The organism is Halomonas sp. 7T, from assembly GCF_025643255.1.
Lineage (GTDB): Bacteria > Pseudomonadota > Gammaproteobacteria > Pseudomonadales > Halomonadaceae > Vreelandella.
Window position 1 is genome coordinate 1,607,320 of record NZ_CP087112.1, and the last position, 14,659, is coordinate 1,621,978.

At 52.0% G+C, this 14,659-nt stretch carries 13 protein-coding genes and 1 pseudogene; 4 read left to right on the forward strand and 10 right to left on the reverse strand.

Annotated elements, in window-relative coordinates:
* Positions 1-8: 8 nt before the first annotated feature.
* The 3 genes from apbC to cobA form a co-directional block, all read right to left on the reverse strand.
* Positions 9-809 carry an iron-sulfur cluster carrier protein ApbC gene (apbC, locus tag LOS15_RS07475; RefSeq protein ID WP_263069262.1) on the reverse strand — a complete coding sequence of 267 codons (801 nt, stop codon included), beginning with the start codon at positions 807-809 and terminating at the stop codon, positions 9-11.
* Positions 810-963: 154 nt separating this feature from the next.
* On the reverse strand, positions 964-2,079 hold the full coding sequence (locus tag LOS15_RS07480; protein WP_263069264.1) for a kinesin: 1,116 nt from the start codon (positions 2,077-2,079) through the stop codon (positions 964-966).
* Positions 2,080-2,250: 171 nt separating this feature from the next.
* On the reverse strand, positions 2,251-3,039 hold the full coding sequence (cobA, locus tag LOS15_RS07485; protein WP_263069657.1) for a uroporphyrinogen-III C-methyltransferase: 789 nt from the start codon (positions 3,037-3,039) through the stop codon (positions 2,251-2,253).
* Between the two features lie 348 nt (positions 3,040-3,387).
* On the opposite strand from cobA, the gene LOS15_RS07490 reads away from it, so the two are divergent.
* From LOS15_RS07490 to LOS15_RS07505, 4 genes are all read left to right on the forward strand, one after another.
* Positions 3,388-4,287, forward strand: a complete 900-nt coding sequence (locus LOS15_RS07490; protein WP_263069266.1) for a GGDEF domain-containing protein — start codon at positions 3,388-3,390, stop codon at positions 4,285-4,287.
* Positions 4,288-4,313: 26 nt separating this feature from the next.
* Entirely contained in the window at positions 4,314-4,652 is a 339-nt protein-coding gene (locus LOS15_RS07495; RefSeq protein WP_263069268.1) for a 4a-hydroxytetrahydrobiopterin dehydratase, read from the forward strand.
* Positions 4,653-5,843 (forward strand): aromatic amino acid transaminase, encoded by a 1,191-nt coding sequence (locus LOS15_RS07500; RefSeq protein ID WP_263069269.1) that lies wholly within the window; start codon positions 4,653-4,655, stop codon positions 5,841-5,843.
* A 233-nt stretch (positions 5,844-6,076) separates the two neighbouring features.
* Positions 6,077-7,570, forward strand: a complete 1,494-nt coding sequence (locus tag LOS15_RS07505) for an NCS2 family permease (RefSeq protein WP_263069270.1) — start codon at positions 6,077-6,079, stop codon at positions 7,568-7,570.
* 8 nt (positions 7,571-7,578) lie between these two features.
* On the opposite strand, the gene LOS15_RS07510 is transcribed toward LOS15_RS07505, so the two are convergent.
* From LOS15_RS07510 to LOS15_RS07540, 7 genes and pseudogenes are all read right to left on the reverse strand, one after another.
* Positions 7,579-8,913, reverse strand: coding sequence for an MATE family efflux transporter (locus LOS15_RS07510; RefSeq protein ID WP_263069272.1), 1,335 nt, complete (start codon positions 8,911-8,913; stop codon positions 7,579-7,581).
* 118 nt (positions 8,914-9,031) lie between these two features.
* A complete protein-coding gene (locus LOS15_RS07515; RefSeq protein WP_263069273.1) occupies positions 9,032-9,616 on the reverse strand; it encodes a YceI family protein in 585 nt (194 codons plus the stop codon).
* A gap of 95 nt (positions 9,617-9,711) precedes the next feature.
* On the reverse strand, positions 9,712-10,263 hold the full coding sequence (locus LOS15_RS07520; RefSeq protein WP_263069274.1) for a cytochrome b: 552 nt from the start codon (positions 10,261-10,263) through the stop codon (positions 9,712-9,714).
* Positions 10,264-10,494: 231 nt separating this feature from the next.
* On the reverse strand, positions 10,495-11,694 hold the full coding sequence (locus LOS15_RS07525; protein ID WP_263069275.1) for an O-succinylhomoserine sulfhydrylase: 1,200 nt from the start codon (positions 11,692-11,694) through the stop codon (positions 10,495-10,497).
* A gap of 35 nt (positions 11,695-11,729) precedes the next feature.
* Positions 11,730-13,250, reverse strand: a complete 1,521-nt coding sequence (purF, locus tag LOS15_RS07530) for an amidophosphoribosyltransferase (RefSeq protein ID WP_263069277.1) — start codon at positions 13,248-13,250, stop codon at positions 11,730-11,732.
* A 203-nt stretch (positions 13,251-13,453) separates the two neighbouring features.
* Positions 13,454-13,966: pseudogene (locus tag LOS15_RS07535) on the reverse strand (CvpA family protein); the annotation flags it as partial.
* 3 nt (positions 13,967-13,969) lie between these two features.
* Positions 13,970-14,629, reverse strand: coding sequence for an SPOR domain-containing protein (locus tag LOS15_RS07540; RefSeq protein WP_263069280.1), 660 nt, complete (start codon positions 14,627-14,629; stop codon positions 13,970-13,972).
* Positions 14,630-14,659 lie beyond the last annotated feature (30 nt).

Below are 14,659 nucleotides of genomic sequence, written 5' to 3' on the forward strand. Positions count from 1 at the left end.
TTACGTTATCACTCGCTAAATGAAATAGTCGGGCCGCCGCTTTGGCTGGCACTTACGGATTGCGCCACCTGTTTGGCAATATCTGCAAAGGTGAGGCTCACTGAGCTATCAGGCTCTGAGATTACGCTGGGCCGACCAGAATCAGCAAACTCACGAATAGAAAGCGTTAGCGGTAACCGTCCTAGGACTGCCGTATCGTACTCTTCTGCGATGCGCTCACCGCCTCCCGTACCAAAAATGGCCGCTTCATGACCGCACTTTTCACAGTGGTAAAGGCTCATGTTCTCTACAACACCCAGCACTGGCACGTTGACCTTGCGGAACATCTCGATACCTTTGCGGGCATCGAGCAGCGCAATGTCTTGGGGCGTTGTGACAATCACAGCACCGGAAACAGGCACTTTTTGCGCCAGTGTCAATTGTATATCGCCGGTGCCTGGCGGCATATCAATCAGCAAGAAATCCAGATTATCCCACTGGGTTTGTGTCAGCATTTGCTGAAACGCGCCTACCACCATAGGGCCACGCCAAACCATGGCTTCCCGGGTGTTCACCATAAAAGCCATCGACATCGCTTGAAGCCCGTGCGCCTCTAGCGGCAGGAACTTGTTGTCATCTGTTGCCTGCGGCCTTACCCCTTCCTTAACACCCAGCATTTGCGCTTGGCTTGGGCCGTAAATATCCGCATCCAGTACACCCACACGATAGCCCTGGGCCGAAAGCGCAAGTGCTAAATTAACCGTCACGGTCGATTTTCCGACCCCACCTTTTCCTGATGCCACTGCTACTATATGTTTTACACCGTCCATCAATGGCACTCCTGTCTTTTTGCGACCGATCATTCCGTGGTTTCAATGATACTCCTAGGCGGCCTATTTCTAAACCAACATATAAAAGCGGATGCAGGGGCTGCCTACATCCGCTTCTTTGCGTAAACCATCAACGCCCGCTTACGTGCATTGATCAGTTACTGCTTTGTTGATCTTCGGAACTAGCGTCTTCAGCCTGCTCGGCCCCATTTGCACCAGCACTATCATCCTGCCCATCGGCCAAGGAGGGCACTTCGTCATCCGCATCGCTTACATGTAAACGGCTCTCCAACGAAGATAGCTCTTCACGCCAATCAGCCAGCTGGGCTTCCAAGCGTGCTAGCTGCTCTTCACGAGCTTCAATATCACTTTCAACATTGGCCACTTCTTCACGGCCAATATCCAGTGCAACCATGAGATCATCCATCTCGGTACGCACTTGGTTGAGGCTCTGTTGCTCTTCTTCACGCAGCTCAGTTAACGACTCAACCTCGCGTTGCAATTCATCGCGCTCGCTCGTGATAGCATCACGTTCGCTGTTTAAGCTCTCCAACTCACTTTGAACGGATGAAATTTCTTCCTCGATACTGGCCAGCTGTTCGTTAGCGTCACTTACTTGAGACTCTAAGCCCGACAGCTCTTCTTGGGCAGCATTAAGCTCTTCGACGGCTTCTTGGCGCTCTTGTTCAGCTTGTTGACGAGCTGACTCGGCTTCCTGACGGGCTTCTTCGGCGCTTTGACGAGCTTCTTCTACTTCCTGACGAGCAGACTCAGCTTCGTCACGCGCACTGACCACTTGATCACGCTCTTCTTTCAGCGCTTCCAGCTCAGCTTCAGCGCCCTCTACTTGTTCGCTTAACGTATCAACTTCCTGCTGAAGCGCGTCACGCTGGGCTTCTAGCTCTTCAAGACGCGATTGCACCGCATGGGTATCACGCTGCGCCGACTCAAGCTCACTTGCCGTTTGGGCCTGCTGCTCTTCTAGCGTCGCCATTTCCTCACGCATTGCATTCAAGTCGGCTTCCGCCTGCTCCACTTCTGCAATGCGTTGGCTGAGTTGATTATTCTCTTGCTCAACGTTAGCTAGCTGGCCTTCTAAGGTCTCAACCCGCTCCTGTCGAGTGCCTGCGTTAGATTGCGCCATAATGGCCCAAATAACCGCAATCGCGGCGATGCCTGCAATGCCTTTGACACGATTATCTTTAAACAGGGTTTTCATGTCCGCTTTATTGGCCGGTGATTGATGATCCGAGTGGTTTGCTTCTGACATACTGCGTCCCTCTCTTTTTTACAGGCTACCGATTTCAGCAGCGGTAATGGACATTTACAGCGCGTTCACTGTGAAAAAGTATCCTTACTAGCATACACAGCTGACAGCATCTAGCCAGTCGATGCGCAAACTCAATCTCCCATAACGACGATACGGCCCGTCTATAGGTGGCTACTCAAGAGCGCTAGTCGGATGCTTGCCTTCATCAAAGCCTACCGCACAGCCCTGCTGAGACTCAAACCATGCAAGCGTTTCATGCAACTGCACAACACCGCCTATCACCAATAAGGTTGGAGGCTTGATCTCTCCTGCATGAAACGCCTGGGGTAGCTGCTGTAGAGAACCGATGTGGGTCTTCTGTTGCTGAGTTGTCCCTTGCTCAATCAGTGCTAATGGTGTTGAAGGTTCCAAGCCATGTTGGATAAGCGCTTGGCAAATAGTGACTAAATTGCTCAACCCCATATAAAACACTAACGTCTGACCGGGCTGTGCCAAAGTAGGCCAATCCAGCGTATTCTCACCCTGTTGCAAATGACCGGTAACAAAACGAACCGACTGCGCATGATCGCGGTGGGTTAAGGGAATGCCTGCGTATGCGGTACACCCAGAGGCTGCGGTAATACCGGGGATTACCTCAACTTTAATCTGAGCAGCGACTAACGCCTCTAGCTCCTCCCCGCCACGCCCAAAAATAAATGGATCGCCTCCTTTCAGGCGCACCACTTGCTTTCCTTGCTGCGCCCAAGCAACTAATGCTTGATTAATATCGCTCTGGGGCACGCTGTGGGAAGAACGTGCCTTACCCACATAAAAGCGAGCCGCCTGAACAGGCAGCATTGCCAATATTTCGCTACTCACTAGCCGATCGTAAAGCACCACTTCTGCAGATTGGAGGCGTTTGTATGCTTTAAGGGTCAATAGTTCTGGGTCACCTGGGCCAGCGCCCACCAAACTGACCATACCCTCATGCTTGCTCGCACGGACTTTACTGATGTTTGCCTCCACAGTTTCCCTGCTGCCCTCAGGATTAACAGCGTGTGCATTCACAACGTTCAAGGAGAACTCCAGATATAAAAAAACAAATTGATATGCAAAAAAGTAATAAAATTTATGCCATTGTGCCAATACTTCTCTGTTCAGTGCTTATATCCTGAACGATTAAAAACAATCAGCTATAAAAAATAAATTTTTAAGACGAATAAATTATCAAAAACCTCACAATTGTAAGCAATGGCTTACATCTTTGCTTTGCGTTTAGAGCTAACCTATCTGATTAATTTAAATAGACATTTTCTTGGAGATTCACGAATGCCCGTGGATGACGTCATTTCTGCACCCCAGAGTGCCGATCTCCTGATCCCTTTGATACCTGGGGTCGTTTTTCAGTTTCACCGTTCTCACTCTGGGAAAATGCGTTTTTCGTATCTGGAAGGCGGTGGGGAATCGCTAGAACATATCGACCGACAGCAATTAACAGCAGATGCCAATCCACTTATCAAACAGCTGACCGATAGCGATTACCCTAAAATCATGTCAGCTATAGAACGCTCAGCCAGGTGGATGTTGCCACTTTCAACACGCTTTCGGCTGCCTTTTCCCAAGGATAAGCCACGCTGGATTGCCGTTAGCGCCAAGCCTGCATCAGCCGCAGATGGCGTTATCTGGAGTGGGATCATGATGGACATTACCGAGCAAGTCGCAGAAGAGCAGCGGCTGCGTAGGCTATGCGATACGGACCCGTTGACCAGCCTGCCCAACCGACGAAAATTGATGCTGCATCTAAACCACTTATCGTCGCTCAGTGCCCGTCACGGCACCCCTTTTTCAATAATGATTGCAGACATTGACCATTTTAAGCAGATCAATGACCGCTGGGGTCACTTAGAAGGTGACAGCATACTGAAACAACTGGCTACGCGAACTCAAGCGTTATTGCGCTGTGAAGACATGGTCGCCAGGCTAGGGGGTGAAGAGTTTATGGTCGTGTTGCCGCTGACCCCGCTGCAACAATGCCATAAGCTTGCTAACCGCTTACGCGATGCGATTGCCAACTATGATTTCGGCATCGGTGCTGGACAAGTAACGCTCAGTATTGGCGTAGCCGAATATCGCTGCGGAGAACCGCTCGATAGCTTAATTACTAGGGCCGATCAAGCCTTATACAGCGCTAAAGATATTGGCCGCGACTGCGTCTGCCTTCTACCCTAAGGAGAGAAAAGCAACCGGAGCACATCATGTCGAATCTCTCCCAAACGCATTGCGAACCCTGTAGCGGCAATGCCGAACCGCTCTCTCCCCAAGCGTGCCAACAGCATCTTCAGTCACTTCCAGAGTGGCAGATTGTGGAGCACGATGGCATCATGAAGCTAACGAAACCTTTTTCGTTTCGTAACTTTGCTGATGCGCTTGCGTTTACCCAGCGCGTTGGCGAATTAGCTGAGCAGGCTGGGCATCACCCGGTGATTGCTACCCAGTGGGGTAGCGCCACCGTTACATGGTGGTCCCATGAAATCAAAGGCCTGCATCTTAATGACTTCATTCTTGCCGCCAGAACCGACGAGGTAGCCGAATAAATGTTTGAGCATATTGAGCGAGTCCCTGGAGATGCCATTCTCGGGCTGATCGAAGCTTTTAAAAAAGATACCAATCCACAAAAGGTCGACCTAGGGGTTGGTGTATATCGCGATGATGCAGGCAACACCCCAGTCATGCGCGCTGTCAAAGAAGCTGAAGCTCGCCTGCTCAAGAATGAAACCACCAAAACCTACATTGGTTCTCACGGCGCTCCTGCCTATGGAGAAGTCGTTCTGCCCATGGTGCTGGGTGAAGACTCACCGGTACTAAAAAACAAGCGTGCCAGCGCTACACAATCTCCTGGCGGTACCGGCGCACTGCGTTTAGCTGCTGATTTTGTAGCAAGCCAGCTACCTGGCAAAGGTATTTGGGTAAGCGACCCCACTTGGCCAAACCACCACGGCATATTTACCGCTGCGGGCATTGAGCTGCATAAATATCCATATGTTGATGCTGACAACCGCCTTGATTTCGACGGTATGTTGGCGGCGCTGAAAAGAATCCCAGAAGGCGATGTTGTAGTACTCCACGCATGTTGCCACAACCCCACAGGCTTTGATCTCTCTAAAGAGCAGTGGCAAGAAGTGTTGGCCGTGCTGCGCGAGCGTCAGCTGTTACCGCTGGTTGATTTTGCCTACCAGGGGTTTGGGCAAGGATTAGACGATGACGCTTATGGCCTACGCCTACTGGCGGAAAACTTAGATGAAGTCATCATCACAAGTTCCTGCTCTAAAAACTTTGGCATTTATTGCGAGCGTACCGGCTGCCTAATTACGGTAGCTAAAGATAGCGAGCAGATGGAAAACGTGCGCTCTCAAATCGCTATTGTCGCTCGTGAAAACTACTCTAACCCCCCCGCTCATGGCGGTGCCATCGTTAGCGAAATTCTTCACGACGCTGAACTGACCGCTATGTGGCGTGACGAGCTCACCGAAATGCGCGACCGCATCAACACCTTACGTCGTGACTTCGTCGAGGCTCTCAAGCCCTACGGCCTAGATCAGAAGTATGCCTGTGTGGCGGAACAGCAGGGCATGTTCTCCTACACCGGTTTAACACCCGAACAAGTAGACCGCCTACGCGATGAGTTTGGTATTTATATGGTGCGTTCAGGGCGCGCCAACGTGGCAGGTTTCTCCCATGAGAATCTTCCCTACTTGGCCAAGGCTATTGCAGCCGTTAACGAATAATCGCTAACGCCCGCCCTACCACGCCCAGGCCTGCCGCCTGGGCGTTTTCTTTTGTATTTTACAATCTTCCCCCCTGAATTCTAAGCCATAACTTGTGTACAATTGCGCGCTTGCCGCCAGAGCCTGGGGCGCCCGTGCGGCGTTCTGTGCAAAGCAACGCTTGACCGATTAGTCAAAACTTAGGCAAACTCAGCGTAGCCTTGCATACAACCACTATAACCAAGAGGCCTAACATGGCGGCTGCCAGCACCCACTATCCGTGGTACAAAAAAGAAGATACCGACGCGTTCTTCGCACTGTTTCAAAACAATATTGCCAACTTCGTTATCATCGCCATTACGATGTTAGGCATGGGGTTCCCCAGCTCCATCGTGTATGGACAGGTTCTCCCTGGCGCCGCCATTGCAGTCATGGTTGGCAACTTTTATTATGCTTGGAGCGCTTCACGTCTTGCCCGCAAAGAGAACCGCAGTGATGTCACGGCGCTCTCCTACGGCATCTCAACACCGGTCATGTTTGTGTTTCTGTTTGGCGTACTGCTCCCAGCCAAACAGTTAACCGGCGATGCCGAACTCGCCTGGAAAGTGGCGGTTGCCGCCTGTTTTATCAGCGGGGCGATTGAATCCTTGATTAGCGTTATTGGCCGGTGGGTGCAGTATCATTTGCCACGTGCGGCAATGCTAGGCGCCGTCGCTGGGGTGGCGCTCACCTTTATCGCTGGCGAAATGCTATTTAAGACATTAGAAATGCCGGTAATCGGCCTCGTGGTACTCGGCATTATCATCGTAGGCTTGGTGGCCCGTGTCAGCATGCCCTTCAAGTTGCCGACATCACTGTTTGCCATCGTGGTGGGTACCGTCATGGCCTACCTAATTGGCGATGCAGGTAGCGAGCGCTTTAGCGATGCTTTTACCCATCTAGGCTTTTATCCGTTACTCCCCAACCTCGCTTGGTTCGAAGGCCTTGGCCTGCTGTTTACTGGCATGCTGGCCGTGTTGACCGTGGTGCTGCCCATCACGCTCTACAACGCTATTGAAACCATGAACAATGTCGAAGCCATGGAAGCAGCAGGCGATAAGTACGATGTTCGCGAGTGCCAAGCGGTGGATGGCGCGGGCACCATGATCGGGGCGCTGTTTGGTGGGGTATTTCCCACAACGGTCTATATTGCAACCGTCGGCGCTAAGTGGATGGGCGCTGGCCGAGGGTACAGTATTTTAAATGGCGCCGTTTACGCGCTGGCCACCATGTTTGGCTTGATTGCAGCACTAGCGGCCATTATTCCTGTATCCGTCGTCGCACCCATTTTAGTATTTGTCGGCATGTCGATGATTGCCACCGCGTTTCAAGCCAACGATACGCGCTACTATCCGGCTATCGCACTGGCGATGCTACCCTACTTCGCCAACTACGTGATGACTCGCTTTAATCGGGGTGCAGGCGAAGTAGTCAGCGATATTTCCAGTGCCATTGTGGTGATGGGCCAGGGCGCTATGTTTATGGCTATTTTCTTAGGCGCCATGACCGTTTCCGCTATCGACCATCAGTTTCGTCGCGCAGCCGCCTTTGCGTTAATTGCCGCCGGGTTCTCGTTTGTAGGCCTTATGCATGCACCCGAGTTAGCGTTTAACGCAGCACCTGAATTCGTAATGGGTTATTTAGCGATGGCGCTGTTATTTGCTTACTTCTCTTTCCAAGAAGCTCCCCAGAACGCAGGCTCTAAATAGCACGAACATTAGGAGACATATCCCGCCTGTCGGTGCGGGCGGGATAAGATACGCCGAAGCAATACCCAGGCGACGAGACCGGCTGCTATATTGCCCAACGCTGCACCAGCGGCCAACCCAACCCACCCGTATAAGTAGGCGCCTAACCACAAGCAGGGCAGATAGCAGATAAAAAGACGCGCACTTGAAAGTAGCATGGCACGCAGCGGCCACCCCAGCGCGTTGCCGGCTGACACAACCAACATGCACACTCCGAGGGCCGCATAGCTTGGCAGTAAAAAACGGATTACTATCGCCAGTTCATCCTGCACTTCCGGATTCCCCGCTAAAGCCATTGCCACCCAGGGTGACGCCAGTGCCAATAACACACCCAAGCTAAGCTGCCATATAACAGCCACTTTTAGCGCTAAGCGCATCAATTGCTGGATCTGCGCCCAATCCCCAGCGCCATAGCACCTCCCAAGCCACGGCGGCAGCGACATTGTCATCGCTAATATCACCATTAAAGAGAGCGTTTCTAAACGGCTAGCAAGCCCCCAGGCGGCAACATAAGTATCTCCCAGGCCAGCCACCGCTGTAATAGCAAGCATGGCGGCCAAGGGGGGCATTAACTGGCTCACCATGGCAGGCGCTGCAATACCCGTAAATATCCGCCAAGAACGACGGCACTCCTGCCAAATATCCTTGCTTGTTAACCACTGACAGCGCGCCAAGGTGCTACTAGTCAATAAAAGCCCGACTGAAAAAGCGATGGCCGTTGCCCACGCCGCCCCAGGTAGCCCTAAACCAGACCAAGGGCCAACTCCGAAAATAAGCAGCGGATCAAGCGCAAGGTTAATCAGGCTGCTTAACACCATCATCTTACCGGGGGTACGAGTGTCGCCATGGGCGCGGAACACGCTATAAATAAAATACAGCAGCGCCCCCAGCCACGCTGAAAATAGCTGAGGCCCCCAGTAACTACGGATGTATTCCAGGGCAATTTCATCGGCGCCTAAAAGCCTGAAAACAGGCGCTTGGACCAGCCATAAAGCCACAACCAACCCACCGATGACCGCACCGCCAGCGATGAGTACTAAACAACTTAGCCGTTTAGCTCGCGCTTGCTCCCCTGCCCCCAGCGCCCTGGAAATAAGCGCGGCGATGGCAATCCCCATCCCCACCTGGATCCCAATGATCAAAAAAGAGAGCGGGAAGGTAAACGACTGCGCGGCAAGCGGTGATGTGCCCAAACGCGCAATAAACGCACTGTCGACAAGTTGAAAACCCAATAACGCCAGCACACCAATCGCCATCGGCCAGGTTTGCCGCCATAGGGTTATAGCCAACTCGCGCTGTTGCATAGTAGCTGCCAAACACATGCCCCTATTCGATAAAAAACGATAATAAAATGGCTAGAACAACACATACAAAAGCGCCACTGCCCGCGCTGGGGCAGTGGCGCTTTCCGTTAAACGAGGCTTACTGACGGATGCCTTCAAACGTCACGTAAAGCTCCAACTCATGCATCATCTCAGGAAAATCGCTCATGTCGATGCCGAAATCACTCAGCGTCAGCATCGTGCGGCCTTCAAAACCTGCGCGGTAGTTACCCCAAGGGTCGTCACCCTCGCCCATTAACGTAACCGGCATTTCGATTTCTTGAGTTTCACCATGCAGCGTTAAGTCACCCGTTACCACGCCTTCATTTTCGCCGGTTGATTCAAAACCCGTCGATGTAAAGGTGGCGGTTGGATATTCGCTAGCGTCCAGAAAATCACTGCTTAGGAAGTGGCGATCACGCTCAGCGTGATTGGTGTTAAGGCTGTTAACCTGCACTTCCATCTCGACCGAGGAAGCATCCAGATCATCTGCATCGTAATAGAACTGGCCGTCAAACTCCTCAAACGTACCCAAAATATAGGAGAAGCCTAAATGGTTAATTTTAAACTGTACAAAAGCATGCTGGCCTTCAATATCAATCTGGTAATCAGCAGCCTGCGCCTGGCTTAGCGGCACCAGAGCAGCCGCAGCGATGGCAGTAGCAACAGCAGTTTTCTTCAACATATTACCTGTCTCCTCTCTTTCCTTAAGAATAACTACGGCAGGAAGATCCTACCCTAGCAGCATAAAAACTGGATCGCTAAACGGATCAATAAACATTATTTTGAACGATGGCTCGGGTTAATCATTCGCACTAAAGTAGCATGGCGATCAAGCCAGTGATGCTTGAAAGCGGCAAGCGCATGTCCGGCGGCTAACAGCATTAGCGCAAGCGCGCTGTACCAATGAATATCACCCGCCAAACTGGCTTGATTAGGCAAGCCGTGCAGTACCGCAGGCATTTCAAACCAACCAAACACACTGATTCCCCTGCCGTTAGCCGTAGAAATCAAATAGCCGCTGACCATCACAATGAGTAACAACGCATAAAGTGCGATGTGCCCAGCGTGGGCCGCAAATCTTTCAATGCGACTCCCTTCTGCCTTAGGTGTCGGTTGCACAAAACGCCAAACAATACGCAGCGCCGTCGCCAGTAATAACAAAATTCCGATAGAGCGGTGAACCCATGGCCCTTGGTTATACCACGGATCATAATAACCAAGCCCCGTCATCCACCACCCTAAAATGAATAGGCCGATGATAGTAAGGGCACTTAACCAATGAAATAATATACTTATGACACCCCAACCATGTTGCGTGTTCCGCCACATTTTACTTAACCCCATCTCAAACCACTGATTTGATATTTTGCCTATTAATACTCTATTAATAAGTTTATTTAATTTTTATTTATATTAGAAGCATAACGGATATGACGAAAAAAGACTGCTGAAAAAAGCAGAATACTTCATTCGTAAAAACCGTTGATAGCCTGAATTCGGGTCGTAACGTCAATAAAAAACCGGCCAATGGCGGCCGGTTAAATTCATCACTTAACAAAGCTAGCGAGCTTCAAGGGCATCCAAACCACGCGCAAGATCACGCTGTATATCCGCCTGACTCTCCAAGCCAACCGCCACGCGGATAAGTCCGGGAGTGATTCCCGCAGCCGCTTTCTGTTCCTCCGAAAGACGTCCGTGGGTCGTGGTAGCCGGGTGGGTAATCGTGGTTTTAACATCCCCCAAATTACCGGTAATAGACAGCATGCGAGTGGCATCTATCACTTGCCACGCCCCCGCTTGCCCCCCCTTCACTTCAAAGCCCAACACTGCTCCAAAGCCTCGCTGCTGTTGCTTAGCAAGCGTATGCTGCGGGTGGGCTTCCAAACCGCTGTAGTAAACCTTATTAACCGCAGGGTGCTCGTCCAGCCAGCGCGCCAGCGTCATGGCATTCTCGCAGTGAGCGTTCATGCGTAGCGAGAGGGTTTCTAACCCTTTGGTAAAAATCCAGGCGTTAAAGGGACTCATGCATGGGCCACAGGTACGAACAACGCCAAATACCTCTTCTAGCACGTCATGCTTACCCACTACCGCACCACCTACCGCACGGCCCTGGCCATCCAAATACTTAGTCGCCGAGTGAATCACCAAGTCAGCGCCAAGCGCTATGGGTTGTTGCAAGGCGGGGGTTAAAAAGCAGTTATCAATCGCCAGTAACGCCCCGCAGCGCTTGGCGAGCGCTGCCAGTGCTGGAATATCCGCTACTTCCGACAAGGGGTTTGAAGGCGTTTCCGCAAACAGCAGCTTGGTCGCTGGGCTTACAGCCTCCTCCCAAGCGGCGATGTTGGATAGTTCGACGTAGCGAGTGGTAATACCAAATTTACCCAAGTACTTATCAAACAAGCTAACGGTCGAGCCAAACAGGGAGCGGGAAGCAACAATTTCGTCCCCAGCCGATAACAGCGCAAGCGCCGTCGAAAGGATGGCCGACATCCCCGAGCTGGTCGCGACACAGCGCTCGCCGCCTTCCAACGCCGCCAAACGACGCTCAAAAGTATGCACCGTGGGATTGGTAAAACGGGAATAGACGTTGCCTGCTTCCTGCCCGCCAAACTTACGCGCCGCTTCCGCAGCGCTTTCATAAACAAAGCTAGACGTCGGAAAAATCGGTTCCGAATGCTCTTGCTCAAACGTTCGCTGGTGGCCTGCGCGAATCGCTAACGTCTCTAGCGACCACTCATCCTGCTGGCTATCATCGTGCATGGCTTAGCCCCCTGGTAAAAAGATCATATACGTGACTAGTCGTCAAAATCATCGTCTTGGTTATGCATGTCTACCAAGGCATGGTCACCTGCACTTTGATCTTTTGCCGAATCGCTACGGCTAGCTTCCAAAATGGCTAAATAAGCATCATCGATATCACCGGTTATATAGTTGCCGTCAAATACTGAGCAGTCAAACGTTTCCATTTCAGGATTGACTTCCCGGCAGGCGTCTTTCAGATCTTCCAGGTCTTGATAGAAGATTCGATCAGCACCAATCAGTTGGCCAACCTCCTCTTCTGTACGGCCATGAGCAATCAGCTCGGAGGCTACCGGCATATCAATACCGTACACGTTGGGGTAACGGACCGGCGGGGCCGCGGAAGCAAAGTAAACGTTCTGGGCACCCGCATCCCGCGCCATTTGGATAATCTGCTTACAGGTGGTGCCGCGCACAATAGAGTCATCGACAAGCAGAACATTCTTCCCTCTGAACTCAACATCAATGGCATTGAGCTTCTGGCGTACCGACTTTTTACGCTGTGTTTGACCCGGCATGATAAAGGTGCGACCAATATAGCGGTTCTTCATAAACCCTTCACGGTAGGTCACCCCAAGGTGCTGGGCCATTTCCAGCGCGGAGGTGCGTGACGTATCGGGGATAGGAATCACCACATCAATATCGTGATCAGGCCACTCGTTCAGAATACGATCGCCCAGCTTAAGGCCCATTTGCATACGTGTGCCATAAACATAAGCGCCATCCAGCAGCGAATCAGGGCGCGCCAAGTAGACGTGCTCAAAAATGCACGAGTGCAGCTGTGGACGATCTGCACATACCTGGGTATGCACCTGACCTTGCATATCGACAAAGATAGCTTCGCCAGGCGCCAGGTCGCGCTCCAGTTCAAACCCACCCACGTCAAGCGCCACAGATTCAGAGGCAATCATAACCTCTTGGCCGCCGTCTTCTTGACGTGTGCCAAACACCACTGGCCGGATGCCAAAGGGATCACGGAATGCCACCATGCCAAAGCCATTGATAATCGCGACCGCCGCGTAGCCGCCTTTGCAGCGCCGGTGGACTCTACGAACTGCATCAAAAATATCTTCTGCTTCTAGGTGAAGCCCCTGCTTGCCTAGCTCATGGGCAAAGACATTTAGCAAAACTTCAGAATCTGAGCTGGTGTTAATATGGCGCAGATCGGTAGAGAAAAGCTCCTGCTTCAACTGCTCAGAGTTGGTCAGATTACCGTTATGCGCGAGCGCGATGCCATAGGGGGAGTTGACGTAGAACGGCTGGGACTCTGCTTCGCTGGAAGAGCCTGCAGTGGGATAACGTACGTGCCCGATGCCCAGGTTACCTTTCAGACGAGCCATGTGGCGGGTGTGAAATACATCACGCACCAGCCCATTGCTTTTGCGCAGTAAGAAGCGTCCCTCGCTCCAAGTCATCATGCCGGCAGCGTCCTGGCCCCGATGCTGAAGTACGGTCAGGGCATCATAGATTCCCTGATTTACCGCCTGCTTGGCCAGAAGGCCCACAATACCGCACATTCCAGTTACCTCGCTTTAATGCCATGGCTTACCGGGGCAAGCCCGTACGTTCATCAACTCACATATACCTGCGCCGTATACAGCAGCACAGGTACTTCTTTAAAAAGGATCACCGCTAAACAACGCGCAGGCTACTCGTTATCCGCAGGAAGGCCAAGCCGTTGATCCGCCGGCGTCTGCCTGGCACGAATATCTGGAAGCTAAATATCGCGTAACGACTCAGGCGCTTGGGGAAGCTCTCGCTCCCATTGATCTAATTGGCTAACGGCCCAATCTCTAAGCTCAATAAATGTTGGCCGCAGTGATGCCTCCTGCCATGCCTGAAGCCCGCTTAATGGCGTGAGGGTAATCAACACGGTGGCGATGAGTAGTATAACCGCGCCACGCGCAACACCGAAGGCTGCCCCTGCAAAGCGATTTAGCAACCCCATTCCTACCCATTCAACGGCCGCATGCACCAAGCGAATAACAATGCCGCATAATAAAATGACTGCAAAAATCACCAGGATAAATGCCAGCACTAAACGAGCATCAAAGCTTTCAATGAAGCCACTCATCAATTCGGCGACCGGCTCGGCAAGCACGCGCGCCACCATAAGTGCCACCACCCATGCGGCAAGGCCTAATGCCTCTCTCACAAAACCACGCACAAATCCTGCCAGCATGGAAAGCGCTAGCACTGCCAGGAAAAGTGCATCTATCCACGTAAGCGCCATCACTTAATCTCTAACTCTAACTAGCAAGCCCTGAACATTGGCACGCTGTTTAATCAGTGCCATGGCGGCTTCGCCATCGTCAGAGGTGGCATAGGGGCCAACGTAAACGGTGGTGAGGTTATTATCTCGCTCTCGCCGGTAGGTGGTGAACCCCTCTTCAGACAACTGCTCACTAAGGCGCTGGGCATTGGACACATCACCGAAGCTGCCCACCTGGATGGCCCATTCGCCCTGTTGAGTAACCGCAGGTGCAGACGAGGTTGAAGAAGCGTTACTAGAAGTACGACTGTTACTGGCCATTAATTCCGCAATGGGATCATTGTCAGGCTGCCCCTCTTCCACAGGTTCTTGAGATACTGAAGCCGCTTCACTGGGTGGTGCTACTTCGCCTGTGTCTGGCTGACGCGGCTCAGCCTCAATAGGCGTGCTGATGACGGCCTGCTCTTCCTGCGGCTCGGAAGCGGGCAAAGGCGTAATGGTAGACGGCATTTCAGGTGCAGGAACATCCTGACGCACGACTTGAACAGGCTGTTCAATAACAAACGTCGGCTGTGGGCGCTCTTCCCGTGGAGCAGGATCACTCATTAGCCACGGCACAATGATCGCCAGTAGCGCGAGCAAAATCACAATACCACTGATGCGTTCCGTTTTACCGTATTTCATATCCTTCTCCATCAGGCTAAGCGGGCACCA

Excerpts from the sequence above, each read along its gene's own strand:
- apbC (WP_263069262.1), bottom strand. The coding sequence starts at position 809 with ATGGACGGTGTAAAACATATAGTAGCAGTGGCATCAGGAAAAGGTGGG.
- LOS15_RS07480 (WP_263069264.1), bottom strand. The coding sequence starts at position 2,079 with ATGTCAGAAGCAAACCACTCGGATCATCAATCACCGGCCAATAAAGCG.
- cobA (WP_263069657.1), bottom strand. The coding sequence starts at position 3,039 with ATGGTCAGTTTGGTGGGCGCTGGCCCAGGTGACCCAGAACTATTGACC.
- LOS15_RS07490 (WP_263069266.1), top strand. The coding sequence starts at position 3,388 with ATGCCCGTGGATGACGTCATTTCTGCACCCCAGAGTGCCGATCTCCTG.
- LOS15_RS07495 (WP_263069268.1), top strand. The coding sequence starts at position 4,314 with ATGTCGAATCTCTCCCAAACGCATTGCGAACCCTGTAGCGGCAATGCC.
- LOS15_RS07500 (WP_263069269.1), top strand. The coding sequence starts at position 4,653 with ATGTTTGAGCATATTGAGCGAGTCCCTGGAGATGCCATTCTCGGGCTG.
- LOS15_RS07505 (WP_263069270.1), top strand. The coding sequence starts at position 6,077 with ATGGCGGCTGCCAGCACCCACTATCCGTGGTACAAAAAAGAAGATACC.
- LOS15_RS07510 (WP_263069272.1), bottom strand. The coding sequence starts at position 8,913 with ATGCAACAGCGCGAGTTGGCTATAACCCTATGGCGGCAAACCTGGCCG.
- LOS15_RS07515 (WP_263069273.1), bottom strand. The coding sequence starts at position 9,616 with ATGTTGAAGAAAACTGCTGTTGCTACTGCCATCGCTGCGGCTGCTCTG.
- LOS15_RS07520 (WP_263069274.1), bottom strand. The coding sequence starts at position 10,263 with ATGTGGCGGAACACGCAACATGGTTGGGGTGTCATAAGTATATTATTT.
- LOS15_RS07525 (WP_263069275.1), bottom strand. The coding sequence starts at position 11,694 with ATGCACGATGATAGCCAGCAGGATGAGTGGTCGCTAGAGACGTTAGCG.
- purF (WP_263069277.1), bottom strand. The coding sequence starts at position 13,250 with ATGTGCGGTATTGTGGGCCTTCTGGCCAAGCAGGCGGTAAATCAGGGA.
- LOS15_RS07540 (WP_263069280.1), bottom strand. The coding sequence starts at position 14,629 with ATGAAATACGGTAAAACGGAACGCATCAGTGGTATTGTGATTTTGCTC.